The sequence below is a fragment of the Halotalea alkalilenta genome (genome assembly GCF_001648175.1).
Lineage (GTDB): Bacteria > Pseudomonadota > Gammaproteobacteria > Pseudomonadales > Halomonadaceae > Halotalea > Halotalea alkalilenta_A.
In genome coordinates, this window is the sequence record NZ_CP015243.1 from 1,334,943 (window position 1) to 1,361,069 (window position 26,127).

Below are 26,127 nucleotides of genomic sequence, written 5' to 3' on the forward strand. Positions count from 1 at the left end.
AGCGGGCGCTGGAATCGACAGGGTCGGCGCTGATCGGTGACGCCCTAGGGCGCTTGCGTACCCAAGCTGTCACGCTGCCAGGCGAGCAGGCGCTCGACCAGCGCCGGCGGCGACGCCAGCTGCATGGCGCCATCGCTGATCCGTACCGCGACCTGGTCGCTGCGCGCTCGGGTCAACCGGCGACCGCTGTCGGCGTCGCGCAGCAGATAGTCGATCCGCAGACGATGCTCCCATTCGCGCAGTCGCGCCTCGACCCGGATCCGCTGACGATAGCGCAACGGCTGCACGTAGCGCAGCGACAGATCGATCACCGGCCAAGCGAAGCCCGAGGCCTCCATCTGCGGGTAGTCATAGCCGATGGATGCCAGCAGCTCGCAGCGCGCCAGTTCGAGGTAGCGAACATAGTGCCCATGCCAGACCACGCCCATCGGATCGAGATCGTGGAAGGCGACGCTGAGTTCTATTTCAGCGCTGGGCAGCGAGCGTTCGTCGATGGTCATTGGGATTCCTCGCCCGAGCCGGGAGCAGCCGTCTCGCGCCAGAAGGGGAAGAAGTTGTACCACTGCAATGGATCGCGTCGGGCGCGCGCGCCGAGGTGGTCGGCGTAGCGCTGCATCGCCTCCTTGATCCACGCATCGCGGCGATGGCGCGCCAGTGCGCTGGTATCGTCGAAAGGCTCGAAATCGACCTGGAAAGTACGACCGCGCTTGACGCAGTCGAGCGTATGGATCGGGCAGCGCAGCAGCGTGGCGATTCGAAATGGCCCCTCGGAGAATGGCGCGGGCCAGCCGAGGAAGCTGACCTCCTGGCTGCGCCCCCCGCTGACGGCGAGCCGGTCGGCGGCGATCACCACGAATCCTCCGCTTTCGATACAGCGCGCCATGCGCTGGGCATCGGCGGGCGTCAGCTCGCTGACCTCGAGGATGGGGGGCCTGGGATGCCGGGCGACCTGTGCGATCACGCGATTGAACTTGGCCGCGTTCTTGGTGTGCTGCAGCACCAGTATCTCGAGCTTCGGCTGCTGCGATGCCAAGGCATCGATTACCGAGAAATTGCCATGGTGGGAGACCAGTACCAGGCTGCCGCGCCCCGACTCGATCGCATCTTCGATGTGCTGGACCCCGTCGCCGGTCAACTCGTCGCGGGTGATCCGGCCGCTCCAGGCCAGCAAGCGATCCATCATCGAGTTGCCGAAGCTTGCGAAATGGCGATAGCTCAGCCAGCGCAGCTTCAAGGGGTGCCGGGCAAGGCTCGGGTCGGCGCGCAGCAGGAACTGCCGGGAGATGCGCCGGGCATCGGGCTGGAAGCAGAAGTACCAAAGCATCACCGGGTGCAGCGCAGCGGTGAACGCCCAGGGGCCGAGGCCGCGCCGGATCGCGAGCATCAGGCGCATGCCGGTGACCGAGCCACGCTCCGAGATTCGCGCCCAGTGCATGCTCATCCGTCGCGGCCCCAGCGTCGTTTCAGAAGCCTCGGCAAGCGGATCAACATGCCGAAGAACAGCCGAGTGTGCATCCAGGAGATGTGCAGGTTGTCTTTCAGCAGTGCGAAATGGCTGACGCCATCCTCGGGATAGTCGATCCGTACCGGCAGATTGACGACCTCGCCTCCGCCCCAGTACCAGCGCACCAGGATCTCGGTATCGAAGGACATACGGTCGCCGCAGTCATGGCGCTCGAGCATGCGGTTGACCGCTGCCACCGGATAGAGCCGCAGCCCGCACATGGTGTCGCGAATCGCCATCGACAGGGTATTGATCCAGACCCATACGTGGGTGGCATAGCGGCCATAGAAGCGCACGCGCGGCACGCTGTGGTCGTAGATCGGATAGCCGGCCGCCAGCGCCTCGGGCCGAGCGCGCATGCTGGCGAGAAATGCCGCGACGTCGCCCGGATGCTGCTGGCCATCGGCGTCCATCTGCAAGGCATGGGTGTAGCCGAGCCGCTCGGCCTCCTTGAGCCCGGCGCGTACCGCCGCGCCCTTGCCCCGGTTGTGCGCGAGACGCACCAGCCGGTGTTCCCCTTCGCTGGCGACGGCTTCGACGACCCGTGCCGAATCTTCGTCGCTGCCGTCGTCGACCAGCAGGATCGGCAAGCCAAGCGCGGCGAGGTGGCGACAGACCTTGGCGATCTTCGCTGGATGGTTGTAGAACGGAATCAGCGCGCAGACTCTGATCTCAGCCATTGCGTTGCTCCTCTGGCGAAGTGAAGGCCAGTCGGCCGCTGCAGTGCCGGCCGAGGCGCGAGTCGATATGGAACTGCACGCCATCGGCACGCTGGCTCAGTTCGAGGCGAAAGCGCATGCCGGGACGAAGCGGGCGCTGGAACTTGAGCTGTTCGAGGGCGGTGAAGCGCCCGAGCGGCCCGAAGCATTCCTCGCCCAGCGATGCGGCCCAATCGACCAAGGCCACCCCCGGCACTATCGGACAGTCCTCGAAGTGCCCGCGCAGCTGCGCCAGACGCTCGGGCACCTCGAGAGTGATCGTGCAGCGCCCTGCCGCGAGGGCATCGCAGCCCAGCCAGCGCGGGCGGTAGTGATCGTCCAGATCGGCGAACAGCCGTGCGATCGCCCCTTGGTCGAGCTTGCCCTGGAGGTTGAGCGGCAGACGCTCGACGAAGCGCCAGTAGCGTGGAATCGCCACCGCTTCGATACCTTGGCCGAGCAGCCGCTGGCGCAGCTGGGAAGTCAGCGCGCGTCGCTCGCCGCGCCGGTGGGGAAGGTGTTCTTCGCCAAGCACGACGATCGCCCCGAGCCGCCCGTCCGTGTTGCCGATCGGCACGCAGCGCGCGTCGAGCACGCGCTGATCGCGGCGCAGGGAGATATCGAGCGTGTCCAGCGAGACCCGTTTGCCGGCGACCTTGAGAATCCGGTCGCGCCGTTTGAGCAGGTGGAAACCATCGGGCTGCGAACGAATTTCATCGGGCTGCTCCCACCATTCGGTGGGATCGGCGAGAAATGGCGAGCGCAGCAGCAGGCGGGAGCTCTCCAGGCGACACTCCACGCCCTCGAAAGGCCGCCAGAGCGGGTTCTCGAGCGGGCGTCGGCTGGCGATCACGCCGGTTTCGCTGCTGCCGTAGAGATCGAGCATCTCGGCATCCAGAAGCTGCGCTGCGCTGCGCGCGGTCTCGGCCGATAAAGGGGCGCCTGCGCTGATCAGGCAACGCCTCCCGCCGCGCGGCCAATCGGACCACGATGGCAGGCGTGAGAGCTGCGACGGCGAACTGACCACCAGCGCCGCCAGCGCAGTATCGGTCAACTGGCCGAGGCGCATCGCCAGGATCTCCGGATAGCGGCTAGTGCCGCCGCTGAATGGCGCGCCCAGGCAAAGCGGCAGCAGGATACCGAGGGTCAGGCCGAAGAGGTGCTGATGGCTGACCTGCGAGATCACCGCCCAACGCTCGTCGCCGAGCCACGCAGCGAGCGCTTCGAGTTCGGCGTCGAGCTGATCGAAGCGCTTGGGCATCCACTCGGGCTCCCCGGTCGAGCCGGAGGTGTGGATCTCCACTGCGATGCTCGAGGGCGAAATCGCCTTAACTGGCACCGCGGCGGTGACCTCAGCGGGTGGCGTCCGGGGCAGCACGCCGTCGAGCGCGCCGTGCAGCCGTCCCCGGGTAGCCTCGGTCGAATCCCCCGGCAGCACCGCGATCCGGCCGCTTTCCCACAGTGCGAGCAGGGCGGCGGTGAATTCGAGCGGGTCCGGCTGGTGCAGCAGCCAGCGCCCGCCCGGGCGTCCGTCGAGCCAGGCGCGCCAGGCCGCACTGCGCCGCAGCAGCTCGGCGGTGCCCACCCAGTGTTCAATGGCAAGCTCGGCAGGGGAGGGCGCGACGCGGCGCCAGGGAAGGTCGCTCAGGCGGACGAACATTGGGGATCGGCTCTTTGCACGCGGCGCCGGACCAGCCATTCGACGCAGAACATCAGGGCGATCAACAAGTAACTGATCACACCGTTATAGAGTGCCCACAGGACGGGATCGCCCCTGAGCACGGTGAAGCCGGCGATAGCGCCGTTGATCGCGAAGAACAGGCACCAAGCCTGGGTCACCCTCCGGGTATAGGCGATCGCTCGCGGTGACAGCTCCGGCTCGCGCAGCCGGGCCAGCCGCTCGACCAGCGGGGGGCCATGCAGCAGGCTGGCGCCGAAGGTGTAGAGCATCGCCAGGTTGACCAGCACCGGATAGCCGTGCACGCCGAGTCGCGTGGAGCCGAAAACGCTGAGCGCCAGCAAGGCGGCGATCGCCAGCAGCGCGGGCAGGCGTGGCAGCCGCCAGAGCAACAGCAGGGCGCCGCCGGCCAGCAGCAGCCGGCCGTCGACGTGCTGCTGGAGCCAATGAACGAGTAGCGGCCAACCGAGCGCCAGCGCGGTGCCGATCGATGCCAGGATCATGCGTGGTTGCATCAGCGTTGGTTGATCTTTCCGAGAGCAGTGACGATATCACCGACCGTACGCACTGCCTTGAAGTCAGCGGGATCTATGCGCTTGCCGGTGTATTTCTTCAATTCGACGATCAGATCGACGGCGTCGATGCTGTCGATGTCCAGGTCTTCGTAGAGCCGCGCTTCGAGGGTAACGTCCGCGGCCTCGAGGTCGAAGAGTTCGACCAGCTTGCTGCGCACCAGTGCCAAGGCGTCGTTGGCGGCGGCGGGGAGTTCAGTCGACATGGCGTTCGCTCACCAATGCGGCCAGAGCATCGATGCTGGCGAAGTGGCGGTGGATGTCGTCCTGCTCCGCATCGAGACGGATACCGTAGCGCTTTTGCAGCGCGAGACCGAGCTCGAGCGCGTCGATCGAGTCGAGTCCCAGTCCGTCGACGAACAGCGGTGCGGCATCGTCGATGTCCTCCGGGGTGATGTCCTCGAGCTCGAGCGTGTCGATGATCAGACGCTTGAGCTCGAGGGACAGGTTAGGCGTATGCGTCATACCTTAGCCTTTCCAATTCATTGTTGAAGTGCTCGTTCAGCTGGGCGGTCAGCGCGCGGGCCGCCAGGCCTGAGGGAAGGGTAGGAGCGCATATTACAGGCAAGTCGGACGACACGCTAAGTCGGAGCCGAACCCGGCGTGCCGGGATGCGATACCAGGGTTCGTGCTTGTTGAGCGTAGGCGGCTGGCAGTCGATGACCACCGGGGTGATCGCGGTATTGGTACGCAGGGCGATGTTCGCTCCTCCGCGACGCAGGCGGATCACGCCGCCCGGCGGCGTGCGGGTGCCTTCGGGGAAGATCACCAGCGACTGTCCGGCGCGCAAGCGGGCCGCGGCCGAGTCGATCACTTCCTCGGGCGAGGCGTTGGTGATGTAGCCGGCGAGGCGGATGGGGCCTCGTGTCACTGGGTTGCGCGCCAGGGCGCCCTTGACGATGCAGGTCGCATCATCGATATGGGCGATCAGGAAAATGGTGTCGATCAGGGTCGGATGGTTGGCGATCACCAGCAGGCCAGGACGACGCAAGCGTTCGAGGTGATCGATCCGATATTCGATCACGCCCAGTGCCTTCATCAGCGCGATGAAGCCGGCGAAGCTGCGTTGGATCAAGCGCCTGCCGAGGCGCTGTCGCTGCTCGCGGTCGCGCACCGTGAGCCGGATCAGCGGTGCGATCACCAGGCCGATGAGCACGCCGCCGAGCCCGAAGACCGAGAACGAGAGCGCGGTGCCGACACCGCGCCATGCTCGATCCAAGGCGGACCTCATGCCCGGCGGCTCCAGTGCCATCGGCGCTGGGCGGTGACCTGGTCGTCACGGCCGAGCATGAAGCGCAAAAGCTCGACGGGAGAGGCCTCGAGCGGTGTCGAGGTGGAAGACGAGCTCAGCGCTCGTCCTCGATCGAGCGTCAGCCGCATCGCCACCGCGCAGGCGGCGACGGGACCGGGGATGAGCTCATGGTGCAGCGGGGTCAGGCGGCTGTCGCAAAATACCGCGCCGACGACGCGATGGCCTTCGCTCAGGTAGCCCAAGGCATCGATGAACAGTGCGTCGATCTCCTGGCCGCTGGCGGCGATCGCCTGGATCGGGCCATGGTGGCCGAGGGCGATCGAATAGACGCCCAGGACCGCGTTGTGCACCGACATCGAGAACTGGGCCGGCGATGCCGGCATCTGCTTCGCCAGCTCCTGAATGATGTTCAGCGTCAGGCTGGAGGCACCGTGGCGCGAGGCGAAGATCAGCGGCGCATCGATCGGCAGTTCGAGTTCGGCAAGCGCCTGGCAGGCAGCGCGACCGGTTGCGTCGAGCCGTCGGCGCAGCATCGCGGGCAGCGCCGGCGCCTCGGGCTTTGCAGCGATGCTCAGGCGGGGATCGTCACCGAGCGCCAGCTCCTCTTCGATCCACCCGCGCCAGTCGTCGACGCGCAGGGCGGAGGGGGTCGGTTCGCCGCTCACGTCATTCGATCGGGTCATCGGTCTTCTCCTTCGCACCCGCTGCATCCAGCGGGCTGATGTTCAGCACGTAGCCGGCCTCGCGGTCGTCGAGCCTGACGTGGTCATCGTCGCCGCGCGTGCCGGCGAACCCATAGTCGACCCGCGCGATCAGCCTGCTCCCATGGTAGATGTCCCGCCGTCCGCCGTGGTGCGCGCGGCCGGTCTCGACCAGCCGCCAGCGGCTGCCTTCGAAACCGCGCGTGAGCGCCTCGCTCGGCCACAGTCCCCATTCGAGGCGCTGTGCCAGCCAGGCGGCCGGGAAAGGAGGCGGCGCCAAGGTATCCTCGAAGCGCGCGCCCTGATCATCGTGGATCAAGGTCATCAGGCGCTGTCCGGAGGGGCTGGTCACCGCCACCCTGAGTCCTTCGGGGGCGAGCCGGATCACCGCGATCAGCCGCTCCGGTGGGTGGCGTGCGTCGCCGCGCTCGAAGCTGAGCAGGCGTATCAAAGTACGCGGTGCGTCGGGATGGGAGAGCGACGGTGACGGGGCGAGCTGAGGCGTGGCGCAGCCGCCCAGCAGCAATGCCAGCAGCAGCGCCGCCAGCAGGATCGGCGTGAGGCGCGATCGTGTGGGCATCATCGTTCTCCTAGGTACGAAAATCCAGCGGGGGTGGATCGCGGCGCTGCACCAGCGGTACCAGCAGCCAGACCCCCAACAGGCCGAGCAGCGCGGTAAGGCCGATCGCGTGCAGCACCGGCACGGCGCTGAAGGCGAGCAGGCCGAAGGCGAGCAGGTTGGCCAGCGCCGACAGCGTCACCGCCAGCCAGACATGGGCGGAGCGCGGATGCTCGGCGGTGAAGATGCCGGCGTCCATGCCGAGGCCCAGCACCAGCAGCAGCGCGAGCAGGTGGAAAAGGTTGAGGCTGAGGCCGAAGGCAGCATAGACCCCGAGAACCAGCAGTACCGCGCCGAGCGGTGGTGCCACCACTCGCCAGGCGCTGGCGCGATAGCGCAGTGCCATCAGCGAGAGGATCGCGGCGAAGGCAAGGCTCACCCAGGTGCCGATCTCTACGCGCAGCCGGCCGAGGGCGGCGCTGATCTCCTCGACCCGGTCGACGAAGGTGAGACCGGGCTGGCTGGCCGCCAGCGCCTCGACGCCCGCGCGTGCCTGGGCGTCGAAAGCGCCTTCCAGCGGGATCATGCCGGCGACCCTCGGGGCCTGGTTCTCTGAACTTCCGAGCCACAGCCGTCGATCGGCAGTGCCCAACGGGCTCTCGAGCCAGGTATCGAGTTCAAGATAGGGAGGATCGTCGAGGCTCTCCAGCGCGCGTGGCACCAGCGACTCGGGCAGCCCGGTGTCGCGATAGAGCGCGTCCAGCTCGGTGGTGTAGAGCGTGCGCACCAGCGCCAGGTCGCGGTCCTGGCGGGCATGGCTTGGAACGCGCGTGGCGAGACTGTCGAAGTCGCCAAGGTGTTGCGCGTCGACCAGCGCCTGCAGGGTTGGCGTGATCGACTCGACCCGTTCGAGCCACGCCTCGACGCTCGGCGCTTCCACCAGTAGGTAGCGCGTGCCGGCATCGCGCTCGAGCAGCCGCTGGACTTCCCGTTCGTCGTCGAGCAGCGCGGCTGGCGAGGTGTTGAGCAGGCGCAGGCTGTCGTTGCTGCTCGAGTACAGCAGCGCAAGCAGCGTAAGCAGCGCTGCCGCACAGGCGAGCAGCAGCGGCGGCAGTCTCCCGCGCAGCCGGGCCTGGAGCCTCCAGCACAGCTGTGCCGCACGCTCGACCCCGTGGGCGGGAGGAGCGGGTAATAGAGGCAGCCAGAGCAGCGTGGTCGCCCAAGCGGCAGCGAGTCCGAGCATCACGAATACCGCCATCTGGCGCAGGCCCGGCAGCGGGGTCAGCACTTGCGCTGCGTAGGCGAGCAGCGAGCAGACCAGGCCGAGGGTCAGGCCTGGCGCCACGTCGCCGAGAACGAAGCGCTTGCCCTGCGCTGCGCGCAGGCATTGAAGGTGGATGGCATAGTCGACCGCGATGCCGATCAGGCTGGTGCCGAACGCCAGGGTCATCAGGTTGATCCGACCGAAGCCCCAGGCGGTCAGCGAAAAGGCGAACAGTATCGCCATGGCGAGTGGCAGTAGCAGGGTGGCGAGCGTCTTCAGCGAGCGGAACACCAGTAGCAGCAGCGCGATCAGCGAGACCAGCTCGATCGTGCCGATCAGCCCGGTCTCGGTGCGCGCCTGCGCTGCGCCCGCGGCGGCGTGGAAGACCATCCCCGAGCGAACCAGCCGTGCCTGCGGATGAGCCGCAGAGAAGCTCGCCAGTGCCGATTCGAGGCCGTCCTGGGTCGACTGGGCATAGGGAGCGCCCGCCAGCTGGCCGATCACCAGCCCCAGGCGGCGCTCGCCATCGGTGATCTCGAGACGCCCGTCGTCGCTGCCGACGCCCTGCGGCGCGATCCGCGCGATATGGCGATCGAGCAGGCCGAAGGGGTCGCGCAGCGGATGATGATCGAGGCCGAACGGTATCAGCAGCTGGCCACGGGCCTCTTCGCGCAGCTCCTCGGTATCACCGGACTCGATCCGAGTGGCAAGCTCAGGGTCCAGCAGCCGGTAGCGGCTTGGGCCGAGCAGCACCAGCGGGTCGCCTTGGATGAAGTCGTCCCGGCGCCACTGGACACCGGATACGGCGTCGCTTTGTTCCAGGGTATCGACCAGCGCACGGCTCACCTCGGCAAGCTCCGGCGCCTCGACCAGCAGCAGGAAGTGATCGTTGAACGCCTCGCCGAGCTGGCGGTTGGCGTGCTGGACCAGCGCGCTCTCACCGCTCTGCGGCAGCAGCGCGGTGATGTCGGTGTCGAAACGCGCGCCCTGGCGCAGGAAGGCATCCGCGCCGAGCGCGCAGGCCAGCAGCAGCAGTAGTGCCCAGAGCCAGGCGCCGACGCGCAGCATGCGGGTGTTCATTGGTGAGCGTCAGGGGTCAGCTCGATGGTCTGGCGATCACCTTGGCCGAGCCATAGCCCAACCTCGGTGATCCGAGCGCCACCCTGGAGCTCGGCATGCTCCAGATGCTGGCGCAGCTGCTCGTCACGCGGGATCAGCGTTGCGCGCCAAGACTGCGCAGTGCCTTCGAGCGTGATGGTGAAGCGGGATTCGAGAGCGGCGAAGTCGCCATCGAGGAGGCTCAGGATCAGTCGGGAGACTTCGGCGGGAAGCCCTGCAAGCGGGCGGCCGTCACGCTCCACCCCTTCGCTTGAGATGCTCAGCGTCTCGACCACCGGGCGCTCGAGGCGCCAGGTCATCCGCTCGCCGCGCTGATAGTCGTAGCGGCCCTCGCTCTCGAGGGTGGTGTCCAGGTCGGCGAGGTAGCGCCGCTGGATGAAGCGGCCGCTGGTAGGTTCATCATCGGCAAGCGCTTGCGTCAGCGTCGCGGTATCCAGGGAGGCGTTGGCCAGGGCGTTGAAGGCCGGCAGGGTCAGCAGCACGGCGAGCAGCAGGCGAAGGATCAACGGCGGGAGCTCCTCAGTGATAGGCGCGCAGCGCGAAAGCGTTAGGCGGTAAACCCATCCGCTAGGGCTGGGGCTCGCGGTCGCGGCGCAGGCGTCGCAGCAGCCAGGGGGAGCGCAACAGCATGCCAAAGGTGGTGCGCAGATGCATCAGTAGCGAAGCCCAGGCATAGGCGATGGTGAGCCCTTTGCCGTCCCTGCGGGTGAGCAGCGGCAATGGATGTGGCTCGCAAGGGGCATCGCGCCAGCGCCAATGGATCAATGATTCGACATCGAATTCGGCGCCGCTGCCGCAAGGGAAGCGGGCGAGCATCTGGTTGAAAGATGGGATCGGATAGAGGCGCACGCCCGGCCGGGCCTGGCGGACCCGATGGGAAAAGGCGTTCATCCCAGCGAGCAGCGCGCCGAGCTGCGGCGCTGGAGCCTGTCCTTGCCGGTCGAGCGGGACACCGAAGAACAAGGTGGTGGGATGGCGGCGGCTGCGCTCGATCAGTGCCTCCAGCGCGGCGAGCTCGTAGGCGTCACCGATATCGTGCTGGAGAGCATGGGTGTAACCGAGGCGCTGGGCCTCGTCGAGCGCGGCCCGCACGGCGATGCCCTTGCCGCTGCGGCGCACCAGCCTGATCAGCTCCATGCCGGTCTGGGCGGCGAGGTGATCGAGCCGGGCGGCACTGTCGAGCCGGCTGCCGTCATCGATCGCCAGCACTGGAAGATTGAGCGGGCGGAGATGAGCGAGCAGCTCGGGAAGCAGCTCGTGCTGGTCACGCAACACGATCAGAAGGCAGACGCGCGGGTCGTTCATGGTCACCGGTTTTCGAAAGAGACGTCGCCGCCATCCGGTAGCGGGCGGGCGGCCGCTTGCATTGTACGCACTCCTCACCCGGCCAGCGAGCCGACGCGCAGGTGCCGCTCGCGCGGCGCCTTGATCAGCGAGTAGGCGTCAGCGGCCGATATCGCGTAGCGCCTCGCCGCGCATCAGGTTGCGTTCGATACGCTCGAGCGAGATGCCCTTGGTCTCCGGCACCAGCAGCAGGGTGAAGACGATGAACGCAAGGTTGACGATCGCCAGCAGGCCGAAGGTCATCGGGCCGCCGAGGGCGTCGAGCATGGTCAGGAAGAAGGTGCCGATCATCATGTTGGCGACCCAGTTCGCCACCGTTGAACAGCCGATCCCGAAGTCGCGGCCGCGCAGCGGCTGGATTTCAGCGCAGAGCGTCCAGATCAGCGGGCCTGCGGACATCGCGAAGCCGGTGACGAACACCAGCAGCGCAGTCATCGCGGTGTACTGCAGGAAGGTGGTGGTCGGGCCGATCGCGAGGATCCCGCTGAGCACCGCCATGCCGGCCGCCATTACCGCGAAGCCGATGTAGAGTATCGGCTTGCGCCCGAGGCGGTCGACGAAGCCGATCGCGATGAAGGTCGCCAGTACGTTGACCAGACCCACCACCACGGTGCTCCACAGCTGGGCCTCGGTGCCCTGGAAGCCTGACATTTCGAAGATCCGGGGCGCGAAGTACATCATCACGTTCATCCCGGTGAACTGCTGGACGATCTGCAGACCTATTCCGAGCAGCACCGAGCGGCGGAAGTTGGAATTGCTGCGAAACAGCGCCCAGCCCTGGTTCTTGTCCTCTTCTTCGATGCTCTGTTCGATCTCCTTCATCTCGTAATCGACTTCGACCTGGCTCGAGCGCAGCTTGGTCAGCACCTCGCGCGCCTCGCCGAAGCGATCCTGGGAGGCCAGCCAGCGCGGGCTGTTGGGCACCATCATCACCCCGACGAAGAGCATTCCCGCTGGGATCATCAGCACGCCGAACATCCAGCGCCAGCTCTCGATGTAGCTGAACGCCAGGTTGGAGACGAAGGCGGCGAGGATCCCCACCGTGACCATCAGCTGGTAGAACGAAATCGTGGTGCCGCGGATGCGCTCGGGCGCGACCTCGGAGAGATAGAGCGGTGCGGTGAACGAGGCGACGCCGACCGCGAGGCCGAGGAGGATACGGGCGACTACCAAAATACTCGGGTTCCATGCCACCACGGCGACCAGGGCGCCAGCGAAGAAGAGCAGCGCCGAGAGCAGCAGCGCCTTCTTGCGGCCGAGCGATTTCGATACCCAGCTCGCGCCGCAGGCGCCGATCGCCGCGCCGAACATCATCGAGCCGACGATCCAGCCTTCCATCGCGGTGGATATCTCGAACTCATCGGTGATGAACGGCAATGCACCGGAGATCACCCCGATGTCCATCCCGAACAGCAGGCCGGCAATGGCGGCGAGCGCACAGCTCAGCCAGACCATCGGCACGATGTCTGCATTGCGCACTTCAGGCGGTGTGTCCGCTCCCGAGGAGCTGGATTGGGAGCTTTGCGGGGTTGCAACCATATGAAAGTTCTCCTGAATGATCCTGGGCGCCGGCTGCGGGATATCGGGCCTCGAGCTCGCCGTGCAACCTTATGTGACGCTTGGGATCAAGACTAGCAGGATTCATTACGACGGCAGCCAAACCGGGCAGTTCTAGACCAAAGTATCAGCTGAATCGAGTCAACGTCCCAACCCAATGCCTCGGCGGCGGCGCCTGGGCGCCGCTGCCGAGGGCTCAGGCCGATTCGTTGCGTGGATACTTGGTCGGCTTGATGCTGTCTTTGATCTTCTTCAGGTGGGGCAGGAAGTCCTTGCCGCGACGCAGGGTGACGCCGGTGGCGAGCACGTCGATCAGCGCCAGGTGGACGATGCGCGAGGTCATCGGCATGTAGAGTTCGGTATCTTCCGAGGACTCGACCCCGATCACTTCGCTGCACTGCTCGGCGAGCGGCGACTCGGCCTCGGTGATGCCGATCACCACCGCGCCGTTCTCGCGCGCCACCGCGCTGATCTCCACCAGTTCGCGGGTGCGCCCGGTATGCGAGATCACCACCACTACGTCGCCGGTGGACATCGCCGCGGCGGTCATCCGCTGCATCAGCACGTCTTCGTAGGAGACCACCGGCAGGTTGAAGCGGAAGAACTTGTGCTGGGCGTCCTGGATCACCGGGGCCGAGGCTCCCAGGCCGAAGAAGAACAGCTGGCGTGCCTGGGAGAGATGGTCGACCACCCGCTCGATCAGCCGGGTATCGATCTGCCGGCTCGAGGCGTCGAGCGCGGCGATGGTGGCGCCGAAGATCTTGCCTGTGTACGCCTTGGCGTTGTCGTCGCTTTCGACCGCGCGGGTGACGTAGGGCGTGCCGCCGGCGAGGCTCTGGGCGAGCTTGATCTTGAAGTCGGGATAGCCCTTGGTCTCGAAGTTGCGGCAGAAACGGTTGACCGTCGGTTCGCTGACGCTCGCCGCCTGGGCCAGCGCGGCGATGCTCATGCCAGTCGCCGATGAGGGGTCACTGAGGATCACTTCCGCGACCTTGCGCTCGGAGCGGTTCAGGGTCTCGAGGCGTTCGCGGATCTTGCGGATGAGGTCGTGTGCCACCATGAGTCGGTATTCCGGCCTGAAGGATTGATGCGAGACGCAGCCTAAGCGTTCGGGCGGCTAGTATAAGGTCGCGCGAGGCAAATGGGCAGTCGATGGCGCAAGCCGCGACCACGGCGCTCATCATGACTATCATGTCTGTGCGATGGGGAGGCCTTGTTTCATGTGGTAAGTTTACTTAAAGGTCTATTGCTAGGAGTCGACCCGATGATTAATGTTGTCGTCCCAATCATCCACTTCGAGGAGAGCTCGCAATGGCTGTAGAACAGACACCGGCCGTCGATCTCGCGCTGTTTGGCGCGCTCGGTGATCTGGCGCTGCGCAAGCTCTATGCCGCGCTCTATCATCTCGACCGCGGGGGACTGCTTGCCTCCGATACCAGAATCCTCGGCCTCGCCCGCCAGGACATCGATGCCGAAGCCTTTCGCGAGCGGGTAAGAGAAGCGCTCGACAAGAGCGTCGATGCCAAGGAGCGCGAAGACGAGAAGGTCGACCGCTTCATCGACCGCCTCCATTACCTCAAGCTCGACTTCGCCAGCGTCGAGGGCTATCGCGAGATCGCCCAGTGGCAGGCGGGGCGCCGCACGCCGCTGACCGTCTACCTGTCGGTGCCGGCCAGCCTGTTCGGGGTGATCTGCAAGAACCTCGAGCAGGGCGGCTGCCTCGACGAGGAGAGCCGGGTGGTGGTCGAGAAGCCGATCGGTTACGACCTCGAGAGTTCGATCGAGATCAACGATGCGATCGGCAGCGTGTTCGACGAGCGCCAGATCTATCGCATCGACCACTACCTCGGCAAGGAGACGGTGCAGAACCTTCTCGCCCTGCGCTTCGCCAACCCCTTGTTCGGCAATCAGTGGAACCAGAGCCAGATCTCCCACGTCGAGATCACCGTCGCCGAGACCGTCGGCATCGAGGGCCGCTGGGGCTACTTCGATCAGGCCGGCCAGCTGCGCGACATGGTCCAGAACCACCTGATGCAGCTGCTTTGCATGATCGCCATGGAGCCGCCGTCGAACCTCGACGCCGACAGCATCCGCGATGAGAAGGTCAAGGTGCTCAAGGCACTGCGGCCGATCGAAGGCGAGCGCTTGGCCACCGACGTGGTGCGTGGGCAGTACATCTCCGGCACTTCCGGGGGCAAGCCGGTACCCGGCTATCTCGAGGAGGAGGGCGCCAACGTCGATTCGCGCACCGAGACCTTCGTTGCGTTCAAGACCGAGGTCTCCAACTGGCGTTGGGCCGGCGTGCCGTTCTACCTGCGCACCGGTAAGCGGATGCCCGAGAAGCTGTCGCAGATCGTCATCCACTTCCGCCAGCAGCCGCACTATATCTTCGACCCGGACCAGCGCGGTCTGGCCTCGAACAAGCTGATCATCCGGCTGCAGCCCGACGAGGGTATCAACCTCCAGGTGCTGACCAAGGATTCCGGCCTCGACAAAGGCATGCGGCTGCGTCCTGGTCCGCTGCATCTCGACTTCCACAAGGCTTTCCCCAAGGCGCGCATCCCGGATGCCTACGAACGTCTGATCCTCGAAGTGATGAAGGGACGTCAATATCTGTTCGTACGCCGCGACGAGGTGGAGTACTCCTGGCGCTGGGTCGACAAGCTGATCGCCGGCTGGGAATCCCGCGGACTGCCGCCGAAGCGCTATCCGGCGGGCTCCTGGGGTCCGGTGTCGTCGATCGCGATGATCACCCGCGACGGTCGTTCCTGGTTCGAGGAGTATTGAGATGAGTGACTCCGTCAATGCGCGACAGCGGCTAGCGGAAAGCCTCGCTGAAGCGGTCGCCGCGGCTCTTCGCGCGGATCTCGCCGAGCAGGATCGAGCGCTTTTGATCGTCTCGGGGGGCTTGACGCCGCTTGCGTTCTTCGAGGCGCTGTCGACGCTTGAGCTCGACTGGGAGCGGGTCGACGTGACGCTGGCCGACGAGCGCTGGGTCGATGAATCGAGCGACGATAGCAACACCCGGTTGGTCAAGCGCCACCTGCTGCGTGAACGCGCAGCCCAGGCGCGCTTCGTGCCGCTGACCACCGCCGATGCCACCCCTGAGGAAGGGGTGGCCGCGCTCGAGAAGAGCGTAGCGGGGCTCAGCTGGCCGGCGAGCGTGGTGATCCTCGGCATGGGCAGCGACGGCCATACCGCGTCGCTGTTTCCCGATAGCCCGCAGTTGAAGGATGGGCTGACCACCGAGGCCGCGCTGCTCGCGGTGCATGCGCCGAGCGTGCCGCAGCCGCGGATCAGCTTCAGCCGTCACCGCCTGGCACAGGCGAAGCGGCACTTCGTCCACCTCACCGGTGCGGAGAAGCGCGCAGTGTTCGCCAAGGCGCTGGCTGGGGATGAAGTGTTCGAGGCGCCGATCCGTGCCTTCATGGATGCGCCGCTGTCGCTTTATTGGGCGCCCTGAGCGGTTCTTGCTCGGACGCTGGTTTCGGGCGCCGGTGTGGCAATCTGCGGTGAATTGTCGCAGGTCGGTGGATTACTGCTAATGTAGGATTGTTACTACATTTCCGACCGGCTAAGATGGGTATACCCATTCGCAATTCAGTGTTCGGTGCTGGTCGAAAAGCATCGAATCAGTGTCTCTCTCGACAGCCTCGGCTGTTTTTCCACCCGCCCGCTTCGCGTGGCGGGTTTTTTTTGTCCACCGTCCTGCCGTTCGATGCCCGCTATCGGTATGCCCAAGCCTTCCTGGGCGTGGTTGAAATACCGAATTCCGGTGGCCCTCGATTTCTTCCGGCCCGGCCCGACCCGACCGAGGCAGACAGGCGACCCGCGGGCGGGCCGCTCGTGATCTGGTCTTCCGAGGTGTCGCCTCTACAGCACCCGATGCGCGCGTGCGGACTCCAGCAGCGCGAACCAGGCGGTACGTTCGAGCTCGAAATCCGAGCGCGTATCCTCGAGCAGGGCTTGGATTCGATTCGGGCGCAGCGTACCGATCACCGGCACCGGGCCATTGGGAATCCGCTTCAGCCAGGCCAGAGCGACGCCCGCGGCGCTGACCCCGCTCTGCTCGGAGAGCTGGCGCAGCATCTGGTTGACCAGCACGCCCTCGAACAGCCGCCCGCCGCACAGCGGGGAGTAGGCCAGCGCCAGCATGCCGTCCTGGGATGACGCGTCCCAGCGACCGTCGAACAGTGCTTCGCTGCGCGCGATCGAAAGCTCGAACTGGTTGATCGAGAGCGGGTGCTCGAGTACCGCCTGCAGCCGGCGCCACTGCGCGGGCAGGTGGTTGGAGACTCCCACCGCGCCGATCTTGCCGGCATCGATCGCTGCTTCCAGCGCGTGTGCGGTGGGCTCGGCATCGAGCAGCGGATCGGGGCGGTGGAGGAGCAGATGATCGATGCGGTCCACGCCTAGCCGTTGCAGGGCTGAGTCGATCGCCTGGGCCAGGTAGCCGGGTGAGCTGTCGTAGTGCTTGACCTGGAAGGGCGATCGGTCGCGGGCGGCGGGCACGATGCAGGTTTTGGTGATGATGCGCACCTTGTCGCGAAGCCCCGGGCGCAATGAAAGCGCCGCGCCGAAGTGCCGCTCCGTGTCGCCGTTCTGGTCACCATCGCCGTAGATGTCGGCATGGTCGAACCAGTGCAATCCTTCGTCGACGCGGGCCTCGAGCCAACTGGCGAAGGCTTCGGGCGAGGCGAGCCGGGGATGCTGGTGCAGGTTGCGCATGCCGAGCACGAAAGGGCTGTCGATGATCGGGAGTTCAGACACGCGGGACGTCCATGAAGGAGGAAGTGGAAAAGCCGCGGGTGATGATACCCACGGCTGAGCGGTCAGAGCAGGGTGATCTGCTGGGCCAGCAGGTGCTGGCCGCCAGGGGCGAGCCAGATCGGGTCGAGGCGGGTGCAGGCCGCTTCGACGCAGAGGAACTCGAGCAGCTCGGCCTCGGCGACATCTCCGGGCGGTTTGTCGCCAGGATGCCAGATCACGCTCGAATCGCTGCCCTCCTTGGCGATCGACAGCCGGCGCTCGCCGTTCGTCCGCGGATCGACCAGCACCAGCGAGCGGTTGGAGTGATAGATGCGATCAAGCTCGCCGCGGATCGCAAGTTCCCCCGCCTGCTCGAACTCGCGCATGCCGCGCAGCTTATCGAGATAGGTAGCGCCGGCGAGCCCTTCGACGCGGCAGGTATGGGCATTGGCGACGGCGAAGTAGCTGTGCAGCGCCTGGGTGAACTTGACCGGTGTGTCGCCGCGATGCTCGGTGATCAACTCGATGCGCAGGCGCTGGGCGTTGGCCTGGATCACCACGCGGGGGGAGAGCTGCGGATCGAGCGCTTCCACCGGCGAAAGATGCAGCTCGACGCCCTCGGCCTCTTCCTCGCAGGCATCGAGGCGCCAGTTCGCGGTGCGCGCGTAGCCGTGCGCGGGACCTTGGCCATCCTCACGGTCGGCGAACCAGGGCCAGCACAGCGGAATGCCGCCGCGGATCGCCGCCGGCACGGGTTTCGGCACCGAGCTGGTCCACAGCCAGGGTGCCTGACCGTGGGGCGCGAAGTGAAGCAGCTGGGCGCCTTGGAGCGAGAGTATCAGCGAACCCCAGGCCTGGTTGATCAATACCACGCTGCGTCCTTCCCATTCGGCCTCGTGTCGGCCGTTGGTGGCGGCCAGCAGCGTGGCGAGAGCCGAGGGCAGTGCCTGCCCGGAAGCAGCGGATGCGGTCATCAGGCGACCTCTTCGTTGTGCAGCGCTTCGGCGGCGCCGAGCAGCCCGGTCCATTTCGCCGTGACCACCCAGGTGGCGATCTCGGCAGTGTAGTAGCCCATCCGGCCCTTGTCGGCGAAGGCTTCGCGGAAATCGCTGCGATCGAGCAGCGCCAAGATGCGCGGCAGGATACCACCGCATAGGTAGACCCCGCCGCGTGCGCCGAGGGTCAGCGCGATGTCGCCGGCGACGTGGCCGAGGATGCGGCAGAAGCGCATCACCGTCTCGAGCGCCAGGGGGTCGCCCTCGAGTGCCGCGCCGGTGACCTCGGCCGGGGTCGAAAGGTGTGGTTCGAGGCCGTCGAATTCCGCATGGGCGTGGTAAAGATCGACCAGGCCCTGGCCGCACAGCATGCGTTCGATCGAGACCCTGTCGTAGCGAGCGCGGAACCACTCGAGCAGTTTCATCTCGAAATCGTCGGTGGGCGCGAAGCTTGCGTGGCCGCCCTCGGCGCTGAGCGGGATCCAGAACCTCTGGCTCGGCGCGAGCCCGGCGACGCCGAGCCCGGTGCCGGGGCCCATCACCAGTCTGGCGCAGCCTTCGGCGCTGCTGCCTTGCCCCAGTTGGTGGAGATCATCGGGCCGAATATGCGGCAGCCCCAGCGCCATGGCGGTGAAGTCGTTGATCGCCTTGAAGTTGTCGAGCTCGAACTCGCGCTTGAAAGCAGACTTGCTGAAGCTCCACGGATTGTTGGTCATCTTCACCACGTCCTTGTGGACGGGGCAGGCGAAGGCGAGGCATGCCTCCTTCGGTGCCGGACCTTCGATTCCATCGAGATAGGTACGAACGGCATCCGATAGGGAAGGATAGTCGGCGCATTTGAGGGCCTGGATGTTGCTCAGGTCGAATTCGCCAGGCGTCACCAGCGCGAAGCGAGCATTGGTGCCGCCGATATCTCCCACCAGGGCCGGTCGTGTCATCGGGATTTCTCCGTTTGCCCGCGTAGCGCCGCGGGCGTGGTTATTCGTCACATAGTAGCGGAAGCGATCCGTGCTCCACCATCGCGATGGTCGCGCTCGTCCCGGCTGCTGTCTTGCTCCGTGACAGCGGGCGCGGCGCGGCGTAGTAAATGCGCGAATGGTGCCCTCCCTTCGGCTATATCCGCAACATTTCTATCGACCTGATGGGCGGTAATGTGCGTAAATTTAGCAACAACGATGTGCGGGGAGCAGGCCTTCCACCGAGTGCGCCGCCGCCGGGTGAACTATCCTAAAGACTCAGGTCCGAGGACGCAGGATAGGCTTCCACTGGCGTATCGACCGAACATCCAAAAATCCAGTCGCCCCCCGATACCAGGGGGCACGATCGTCGATCTACCGACAATCTGTCCAAGGAGGAAGCGATGACTTTACGAGTCGCCATCAATGGTTTCGGCCGCATTGGGCGCAATACGCTGCGCGCGCTCTACGAGAACGGCTATCGCGATAAGATCGAGGTCGTGGCGATCAACGATCTCGGGGATTCGGCGCTCAACGCCCACCTGCTCGAATACGATACCACCCACGGCCACTTCGCGGTCGGTGTCGAGCACGACGGTGAATCGATCAGCGTCGCCGGTGACAAGATCGCGATCTTCGCCGAGCGTGACCCGGCCAAGCTGCCGTGGCAGCAGCTCAATGTCGACCTGGTGATGGAATGCACCGGTTTCTTCACCAAGCGCGCCGACGCCGCCAAGCATATCGAGGCCGGGGCCAAGCGGGTGCTGATCTCCGGGCCGAGCGCGGATGCAGACCTCACCGTGGTGTTCGGGGTCAACGACGACAAGCTCACCGCCGAGCATGCGGTGGTTTCCAACGCTTCGTGCACCACCAACTGCCTGGCGCCGGTGGCCAAGCTGCTCAACGATGCGATCGGCATCGAGAACGGGTTGATGACCACCATCCACTCGTACACCAACGACCAGAACCTCTGCGACGTCTACCACAAAGACCCCTTCCGCGCGCGTAGCGCCACCCACTCGATGATTCCGACCAAGACCGGCGCCGCCTCCGCGGTGGGCCTGGTTCTTCCGGAGCTCAAGGGGCGCCTCGACGGTTTCTCGATGCGTGTGCCGACGATCAACGTCTCGGTGGTCGACCTGACCTTCACCGCTTCGCGCGAGACCAGCAAAGAAGAGATCCATGCGCTGGTCGACAAGGCCGCGGAAGGCTCCAAGGTGCTGTCGACCAACCAGAAGCCGCTGGTATCGGTGGACTTCAACCACAATCCCTACTCGTCGATCTTCGACAAGAACCACACCCGCGTTTCGGGCAAGCTGGTCAAGGTGCTCGCTTGGTACGACAACGAATGGGGTTTCTCCAACCGCATGTGCGACACCGCGCTTGCGATGCAGAAATTCCTCTGATTCGAGCCGTCCAGAGCACACGAGGACCCTGCTTCGGCGGGGTCTTTCGTTGTCGGCTCGGTACTGGCTTTGTCGGATCGGTACTCGACCAGACTTTGGACCAAAGTAGCGCAGCTGCTGCTCGAGCCAAATCCATATCCTGTCCGCACCGGGGAACGCCATGTTCCGCCGATGCGACGCCAAGCCAGGGGTGTGCGAGGATCGCATCCGCTCGGTGGCGTATGATGTGGCCTGGCTGGATCGTTTCAGCCTGCGGCCGTCGATCGGCGGCACCCAACCATAGCGCGAGGTTCGAGCGCACCGACCCAACGCCCTGAGGAGACAGCATGTTCTTGATCTGCGGTGAAGCGCTGTTCGACTTCTTCGCCCAACCCGACGTCGATGACTCCGCCGCGCGGGTGGCCTTCGAGGCAGTGGCGGGAGGATCGCCGTTCAACGTCGCCGTTGGTCTGGCCCGGCTCGAGCGCGATGCGGCGCTGCTCACTGGGATGTCGACCGATTTCCTCGGCCAGAGGCTATGCAAGGTGCTCGAGCACGAGGGGGTCGACACCCGCTATCTGGTGCGTCTCGACGATGCCACGACGCTTGCGATGGTGGCGCTTTCTCCGAGCGGTTCGCCCCAGTACGCCTTCTATCACCAGCACGGCGCCGATCGTGCGCTCACTCTGCGCCACCTACCCGAGCTCACCGACGATGTCTCGGCGATCCACGTCGGTTCCTACTCGCTGGTGGTCTCTCCCACCGCCGAGACCCTGGGCGCGCTGATCGAGAAAGAGGGGGCGGAGCGACTGGTGAGCCTCGACCCGAACGTGCGGTTGAAGATCGAGCCCGATCTCGACCGCTGGCGCGAGCAGATTGGCTACTTCGCCCTACGTGCCGATCTGATCAAGGTCAGCGAAGAGGATTTGATCTCGCTCTACGACGATCCCGATGGCGAGCAGGTGGTGCGTCGCTGGCTCGCCGCGCGCACCTCGCTGGTACTGGTCACCCGCGGCGAGAGGGGAGTGAGCGTGTTCACCCGCGAGGAGCGCTATACCCTCGGTACCCAGCCGGTCGAGGTGGTCGACGCGGTGGGGGCGGGGGATACCTTCCAGGCGGCGATGCTCTGCTGGCTCGACGAGCAGGGCAAGGCGAACCGCGAGGGTGTGGCGGGCCTCGAACGCAGCGAGATCGAGCGCATGGTGGCCTTCGCCAACGCTGCGGCGGGGATCACCTGCACCCGGCGCGGGCCGGATCTGCCGCGACGTGCGGAGCTGGCAGCGAGCTGAAGGTTTGAGTGTTGACCTGCGTGTGGGATGGAGGTTTTAAGATGCAGGCTCTCGTTCAACACCGCGTCGCTGGATGCTACCCAACGCCGCAAGGAGGCTTCGATGCTGTCAGCTAAGATGATCGCCCCTCTGGTCCTGGCCGGCTTCACTTTTGGCGTCGCACTGCCGGCGACGGCGCAGATGAGCTCGATGGATCATGGCTCGATGGGCCACGGCTCGATGGATCATGGCACCGCTGGCCAGGGTTCGACCGAGCATGGTTTGACCGATCATGGCGCAGCGCAGGGTGTCGTCACGCCGTCGACCGAGGCCTTCGAGCAGGCGGCGCAGCTGATGCACCGGGGCATGGACATCGACTACAGCGGCAATGCCGATGTCGATTTCGTCCGCGGGATGATCGCCCACCACCAGGGCGCGATCGAGATGGCCAAGGTGCAGCTCGAGTACGGCACCGATAGCGAGATGCGCCAGCTGGCCGAGAACGTGATCCGCGACCAGCAGCGGGAGATCGAGCAGATGCAGCGGTGGCTCGAGCAGCACGACGCTGACTGAGCATCCGGCATCGCTCGACGTACGCCGCCCCACCCCGGGCGGCGTCTTCGCGTTTGGGCCACTGCGACGCTAGGTCACGCCCCAAGGCTTTGACCCTCAGGGGCGGCTCGACTAACCATGAAGTAGGACGTATCGACACTGACGCGCCGATTCGACTTAGGTTTCCAGCCGAAGGAGAGGTGCACATGGGCAACCCCAGCCACCCGGTGATCATCGTGGTCAACGCTGGATCTTCGAGCATCAAGCTTTCGATCTTCTCGGTCGGGGACGATGAGCCACCGCGGCTGCACACCCATGGACAGCTGGAGGACATCGGCGGCCACCAGCCGAAAATGAAACTCGAATCGGCCGGCGGCGAACTTCTGCTCGACGAGCATTTCGGTGCCGACGAGGTACCCGACCACGGCGCGGCCTACGCCAAGCTCCGCGAGGCGGTGAAGGAGCGGCTCGAAGGTTTCTCTCCAGTGGCGGTCGGCCATCGGGTGGTGCACGGTGGCACCCGTTTCGATGCACCGGTGGTGATCGACGAGTCGGTCAAACGCGAGATCGAGTCCTTGACCGTGCTCGCGCCTTTGCACCAGCCCCACGCCCTGGCGGGGATCGAGGCGGTGGAGAGGATCGCTCCCGACGTGCTCCAGGTCGCTGGCTTCGACACCTCCTTTCACTTTCATCGCGACCCGCTCTCCCAGCTCACCGGCCTGCCGTACGAGTATTTCGAACATGGCATTCGCCGCTTCGGCTTCCACGGTCTTTCCTACGAGTACATCGCCAAGGCGCTGGTCGAGGAGGCGCCGGCGCTCGCCGAGCGTCGGCTGGTCGTCGCCCACTTAGGCAATGGCGCGAGTCTCTGCGCGCTGCATCGAGGCAAGAGCGTGGATACCACCATGAGCCTGACGCCGCTCGATGGTTTGCCGATGGGGACGCGCAGTGGTTCGCTCGATCCCGGTATCCTGCTATATCTGCTCGGGCGCGGTATGCCGCTCGACGAGCTGCGCCGGCTGCTCTACTACGAATCCGGGCTCAAGGGGCTTTCCGGTATCTCCAATGACATGCAGGAGCTGCTCGAGAGCGACGAGCCGCGCGCTCGGCTGGCGGTCGATTTTTTCGTCGCCCGTATCGCCGAAGGGTGCGCGCGGATGGCAGTCGCCCTCGGTGGGCTGGAGGGGCTGATCTTCACCGGTGGCATCGGCGAGCACGCCGCGCAGATCAGGGCGCGGGTCTGCGCCCTGCTGGCGCCGCTGTTCGGGGTCGAACTCGACCCCGCAGCCAATGGCGCCGAACGCCCGCGTTTGATCTCGAGCACCGCCAGCCGGTTCGAGGTCCGGGTACTGCCCACCGATGAGGAGGGAATGCTCGCCGAGCACGTCTGGCGATTGTGGCGTGAGCGCCAATCAGAGCACTGAACGCCATCAGGCCGGCGCCGTAAGCGGCGTACGATCGGTGGATCATCGACGAACCCCGCAAGAGGAGATTCGCGCATGGCAGTAACTCGTCAACCGCTCGATCAAGAGCAGCTCGAACGCCTGGATGCCTGGTGGCGCGCTGCCAACTACCTGACCGTCGGCCAGATCTACCTGAAGGACAACCCGCTGCTCGAGCGGCCGCTCGAGCTCGACGACATCAAGCCGCGACTGCTCGGACACTGGGGAACGTCGCCGGGGCTCAACTTGATCTACGTCCACGCCAACCGGTTGATCAAGGCCTACGATCTGGACGCCCTCTATCTCACCGGGCCCGGTCACGGCGGCCCGGCGCTGCTCGCCAACGTCTGGCTCGAGAACAGCTACACCGAGCACTTCCCCGAAGTGACCCGCGACCGTACCGGGATGCGCCGGCTGTTCCGGCAGTTCTCCACGCCCGGCGGCATCCCCAGCCACGTCAGCGTACCGACCCCCGGCTCGATCCACGAAGGGGGCGAGCTCGGCTATGTGCTGACCCACGCCTATGGTGCGGTATTCGACAATCCTGATCTGATCGCGATCGCCGTGGTGGGTGATGGCGAGGCCGAGACCGGTCCGCTCGAAGGCTCGTGGAAAGGCAATAAGTTCGTCAACCCCACCCGCGACGGGGCGGTATTGCCGATCCTCCACCTCAACGGCTACAAGATCGCAGGTCCCACCGTGCTCGGTCGTGAGGATGACGAGCGCCTGACCAAGTACTTCGAAGGGCACGGCTATTCGCCACGCTTCGTCGAGGGGGACGACCCGATGGCGGTGCACCAGCAAATGGCCGAGGTGCTCGAGCAGGCGGTGGTCGATATCCTCGAGATCCGGCAGCGGGCGAGAAGCGAGGGTTTCGATACGCGCCCCGAGTGGCCGATGATCGTGCTGCGCACTCCAAAAGGCTGGACCGGTCCTAGCGAGGTGGATGGCAAGCAGGTCGAGGGCACCTTCCGCTCCCACCAGGTGCCGCTTTCCGGGCTGCGCGATCACCCCGAGCATCTGCGTCAGCTCGAGGAGTGGCTGAAGAGCTATCGCCCCGAGGAGCTGTTCGGTCAACAAGGCCAGCCGGTCGCCGAGCTGCTCGAACTCGCCCCCGAGGGCAACCGGCGGATGGGCAGCAACCCCCACGCCAACGGCGGTACGCTGCGTGAACCGCTGGTGCTGCGCGACTGGCGCAGCTACACCCTCAAGATCGACGACGCTAATCGCGCCCGCGAGCGGCATGAATCGACCCGGGTACTCGGCGGCATGCTGCGCGACGTTTATCTCGACAACCCGCACAGCTTCAGGCTCTTCTGCCCCGACGAGACCAATTCCAATCGCCTGGGCGCGGTGTTCGAAGCCAGCGATCGCTGCCTGGTCAGCACCATTTACGACTACGACGATTACGTTTCCCACCAGGGGCGGGTGATGGAGGTACTCAGCGAGCACAACTGCCACGGCTGGCTCGAGGGCTACGTGCTTACCGGTCGTCATGGGATATTCGCCACTTATGAGGCGTTCGCGACGATCATCGATTCGATGGCGATACAGCATGCCAAGTGGCTCGAGCATGCTTGCGACGTACCCTGGCGTGCGCCGATCCCCTCGCTCAACTACCTGCTGACCTCGACCTGCTGGCGCAATGATCACAACGGCTTCAGCCACCAGGGCCCAGGTTTCATCGACAGCCTGATCAGCAAGCGCCCCGAAGTAGTGAGGATCTACCTGCCGCCCGATGCCAACTGCCTGCTTTCAGTGGCCGATCATTGTCTCAACAGCGTCAACTATCTCAACGCGATCGTGATCGACAAGCAGCCGCAGATGCAGTACCTGAACGCCGAGGAGGCCAGCGCGCACTGCGCCGCCGGGGCGAGCATCTGGGCGTGGGCCGGTAACGAAGTCGAGGGAGAGGAGCCCGACATCGTCATGGCCTGCGCGGGAGACATCCCGACCCAGGAGACGCTGGCGGCGATCGACCTGCTGCTCCAGCACCTGCCGGAGCTCAAGATACGCATGGTCAACGTCGTCGACCTGATGATGCTGCCGCCGAGCGATCGTCACCCCCACGGTGCCAGCCAGGAGAAGTTCAACGCCCTGTTCACCACCAGCAAGCCTGTGCTTTTCACCTTCCACGGCTATCCCGGCGTGGTCCACCAACTGCTCCACGGCCGTGCCAGCACCGAGCGCTTCCACGTGCGCGGCTACCAGGAGGAGGGCACCACTACTACCCCCTTCGACATGGTGGTGCTCAACCGCATCAGCCGTATCCACCTCTGTCTCGATGTGCTGCGCTACGTGCCTGACAGACTCGAGAAAGCGTCGGCTTTCATCGGCTACCTCGAGAATCTGCTCGACGAGCACCAACGCTATACGCGCGAGCACTTCGACGATCTGCCGGAGATCACCGAGTGGCGCTGGTCGGGAGGCAAGGGCTGAGGTAGCCAGGACGCCGTGCCCTGACACCGTGCTCGAAAGGGCACGGTGTCTTCGTTCGAGCGTGCCGCGGGGACGATGTTGAAGGAGGGTGTC

Annotated in this window: 25 protein-coding genes; 7 read left to right on the forward strand and 18 right to left on the reverse strand. The window is 65.6% G+C overall.

All coding sequences use genetic code 11. The features are described from left to right. Positions 1–44: 44 nt before the first annotated feature. From A5892_RS05845 to hexR, 15 genes are all read right to left on the reverse strand, one after another. Entirely contained in the window at positions 45–500 is a 456-nt protein-coding gene (locus A5892_RS05845; protein ID WP_064122004.1) for an acyl-CoA thioesterase, read from the reverse strand. After that, complete coding sequence (locus A5892_RS05850; protein WP_064122005.1) at positions 497–1,441, reverse strand: LpxL/LpxP family acyltransferase; 945 nt, start codon at positions 1,439–1,441, stop codon at positions 497–499. Before A5892_RS05850 ends, A5892_RS05845 begins: the two co-directional genes overlap by 4 nt. Beyond that, positions 1,438–2,184 (reverse strand): glycosyltransferase family 2 protein, encoded by a 747-nt coding sequence (locus A5892_RS05855; RefSeq protein ID WP_064122006.1) that lies wholly within the window; start codon positions 2,182–2,184, stop codon positions 1,438–1,440. The genes A5892_RS05850 and A5892_RS05855 overlap by 4 nt, the downstream gene beginning before the upstream one ends. Next, complete coding sequence (locus tag A5892_RS05860) at positions 2,177–3,862, reverse strand: AMP-binding protein (RefSeq protein WP_082890288.1); 1,686 nt, start codon at positions 3,860–3,862, stop codon at positions 2,177–2,179. Before A5892_RS05860 ends, A5892_RS05855 begins: the two co-directional genes overlap by 8 nt. Beyond that, positions 3,847–4,395 (reverse strand): hypothetical protein, encoded by a 549-nt coding sequence (locus tag A5892_RS05865; RefSeq protein WP_223302801.1) that lies wholly within the window; start codon positions 4,393–4,395, stop codon positions 3,847–3,849. The genes A5892_RS05860 and A5892_RS05865 overlap by 16 nt, the downstream gene beginning before the upstream one ends. Then, on the reverse strand, positions 4,395–4,658 hold the full coding sequence (locus A5892_RS05870; RefSeq protein ID WP_064122007.1) for an acyl carrier protein: 264 nt from the start codon (positions 4,656–4,658) through the stop codon (positions 4,395–4,397). Before A5892_RS05870 ends, A5892_RS05865 begins: the two co-directional genes overlap by 1 nt. Continuing rightward, positions 4,648–4,917: a phosphopantetheine-binding protein gene (locus tag A5892_RS05875; RefSeq protein ID WP_064122008.1), complete on the reverse strand. Its 270-nt coding sequence runs from the start codon at positions 4,915–4,917 to the stop codon at positions 4,648–4,650. The genes A5892_RS05870 and A5892_RS05875 overlap by 11 nt, the downstream gene beginning before the upstream one ends. Then, complete coding sequence (locus tag A5892_RS05880; RefSeq protein ID WP_223302802.1) at positions 4,901–5,671, reverse strand: lysophospholipid acyltransferase family protein; 771 nt, start codon at positions 5,669–5,671, stop codon at positions 4,901–4,903. Before A5892_RS05880 ends, A5892_RS05875 begins: the two co-directional genes overlap by 17 nt. Before the next feature lie 8 nt (positions 5,672–5,679). Then, complete coding sequence (locus A5892_RS05885; RefSeq protein ID WP_064122010.1) at positions 5,680–6,387, reverse strand: beta-ketoacyl synthase chain length factor; 708 nt, start codon at positions 6,385–6,387, stop codon at positions 5,680–5,682. Continuing rightward, the gene (locus A5892_RS05890; RefSeq protein ID WP_082890290.1) at positions 6,371–6,985 is read right to left on the reverse strand and encodes a DUF3261 domain-containing protein; all 615 of its coding nucleotides are present in this window, start codon (positions 6,983–6,985) and stop codon (positions 6,371–6,373) included. The genes A5892_RS05885 and A5892_RS05890 overlap by 17 nt, the downstream gene beginning before the upstream one ends. 10 nt (positions 6,986–6,995) lie before the next feature. Further along, positions 6,996–9,308, reverse strand: a complete 2,313-nt coding sequence (locus tag A5892_RS05895; protein ID WP_064122012.1) for an MMPL family transporter — start codon at positions 9,306–9,308, stop codon at positions 6,996–6,998. After that, the gene (locus A5892_RS05900) at positions 9,305–9,853 is read right to left on the reverse strand and encodes an outer membrane lipoprotein carrier protein LolA (RefSeq protein ID WP_064122013.1); all 549 of its coding nucleotides are present in this window, start codon (positions 9,851–9,853) and stop codon (positions 9,305–9,307) included. The genes A5892_RS05895 and A5892_RS05900 overlap by 4 nt, the downstream gene beginning before the upstream one ends. A 61-nt stretch (positions 9,854–9,914) precedes the next feature. Further along, a complete protein-coding gene (locus tag A5892_RS05905; protein ID WP_064122014.1) occupies positions 9,915–10,652 on the reverse strand; it encodes a glycosyltransferase family 2 protein in 738 nt (245 codons plus the stop codon). Positions 10,653–10,790: 138 nt separating this feature from the next. Then, positions 10,791–12,230: a sugar porter family MFS transporter gene (locus tag A5892_RS05910; RefSeq protein WP_317627713.1), complete on the reverse strand. Its 1,440-nt coding sequence runs from the start codon at positions 12,228–12,230 to the stop codon at positions 10,791–10,793. A 214-nt stretch (positions 12,231–12,444) separates the two neighbouring features. Beyond that, on the reverse strand, positions 12,445–13,305 hold the full coding sequence (hexR, locus tag A5892_RS05915) for a transcriptional regulator HexR (RefSeq protein ID WP_064124330.1): 861 nt from the start codon (positions 13,303–13,305) through the stop codon (positions 12,445–12,447). 254 nt (positions 13,306–13,559) lie between these two features. Between hexR and zwf the strand changes: the two genes are divergently transcribed. Together zwf and pgl are read left to right on the forward strand one after the other, a co-directional pair. Next, complete coding sequence (gene zwf, locus A5892_RS05920) at positions 13,560–15,035, forward strand: glucose-6-phosphate dehydrogenase (protein WP_064122015.1); 1,476 nt, start codon at positions 13,560–13,562, stop codon at positions 15,033–15,035. 1 nt (position 15,036) lies between these two features. Further along, positions 15,037–15,711, forward strand: coding sequence for a 6-phosphogluconolactonase (pgl, locus tag A5892_RS05925; protein ID WP_064122016.1), 675 nt, complete (start codon positions 15,037–15,039; stop codon positions 15,709–15,711). Between the two features lie 410 nt (positions 15,712–16,121). On the opposite strand, the gene A5892_RS05930 is transcribed toward pgl, so the two are convergent. The 3 genes from A5892_RS05930 to glk all read right to left on the reverse strand — a co-directional run bounded on the left by A5892_RS05930 (position 16,122) and on the right by glk (position 18,930). Further along, positions 16,122–17,018, reverse strand: coding sequence for an aldo/keto reductase (locus tag A5892_RS05930; RefSeq protein ID WP_223302803.1), 897 nt, complete (start codon positions 17,016–17,018; stop codon positions 16,122–16,124). A 62-nt stretch (positions 17,019–17,080) separates the two neighbouring features. Next, positions 17,081–17,971, reverse strand: coding sequence for a D-hexose-6-phosphate mutarotase (locus A5892_RS05935; RefSeq protein WP_064122017.1), 891 nt, complete (start codon positions 17,969–17,971; stop codon positions 17,081–17,083). Then, on the reverse strand, positions 17,971–18,930 hold the full coding sequence (gene glk / locus A5892_RS05940) for a glucokinase (protein WP_064122018.1): 960 nt from the start codon (positions 18,928–18,930) through the stop codon (positions 17,971–17,973). The genes A5892_RS05935 and glk overlap by 1 nt, the downstream gene beginning before the upstream one ends. 422 nt (positions 18,931–19,352) lie before the next feature. Here glk and gap point away from each other — a divergent pair, with 422 nt between their 5' ends. The 5 genes from gap to A5892_RS05965 all read left to right on the forward strand — a co-directional run bounded on the left by gap (position 19,353) and on the right by A5892_RS05965 (position 26,034). Continuing rightward, positions 19,353–20,354: a type I glyceraldehyde-3-phosphate dehydrogenase gene (gene gap, locus A5892_RS05945; protein ID WP_064122019.1), complete on the forward strand. Its 1,002-nt coding sequence runs from the start codon at positions 19,353–19,355 to the stop codon at positions 20,352–20,354. Between the two features lie 326 nt (positions 20,355–20,680). Continuing rightward, positions 20,681–21,622: a carbohydrate kinase family protein gene (locus tag A5892_RS05950; RefSeq protein ID WP_064122020.1), complete on the forward strand. Its 942-nt coding sequence runs from the start codon at positions 20,681–20,683 to the stop codon at positions 21,620–21,622. Positions 21,623–21,724: 102 nt separating this feature from the next. Continuing rightward, positions 21,725–22,174, forward strand: a complete 450-nt coding sequence (copM, locus tag A5892_RS05955) for a CopM family metallochaperone (RefSeq protein WP_064122021.1) — start codon at positions 21,725–21,727, stop codon at positions 22,172–22,174. Positions 22,175–22,359: 185 nt separating this feature from the next. Continuing rightward, positions 22,360–23,577, forward strand: a complete 1,218-nt coding sequence (locus tag A5892_RS05960) for an acetate/propionate family kinase (RefSeq protein WP_064122022.1) — start codon at positions 22,360–22,362, stop codon at positions 23,575–23,577. A 75-nt stretch (positions 23,578–23,652) separates the two neighbouring features. Continuing rightward, positions 23,653–26,034, forward strand: coding sequence for a phosphoketolase family protein (locus tag A5892_RS05965; RefSeq protein WP_064122023.1), 2,382 nt, complete (start codon positions 23,653–23,655; stop codon positions 26,032–26,034). Positions 26,035–26,127 lie beyond the last annotated feature (93 nt).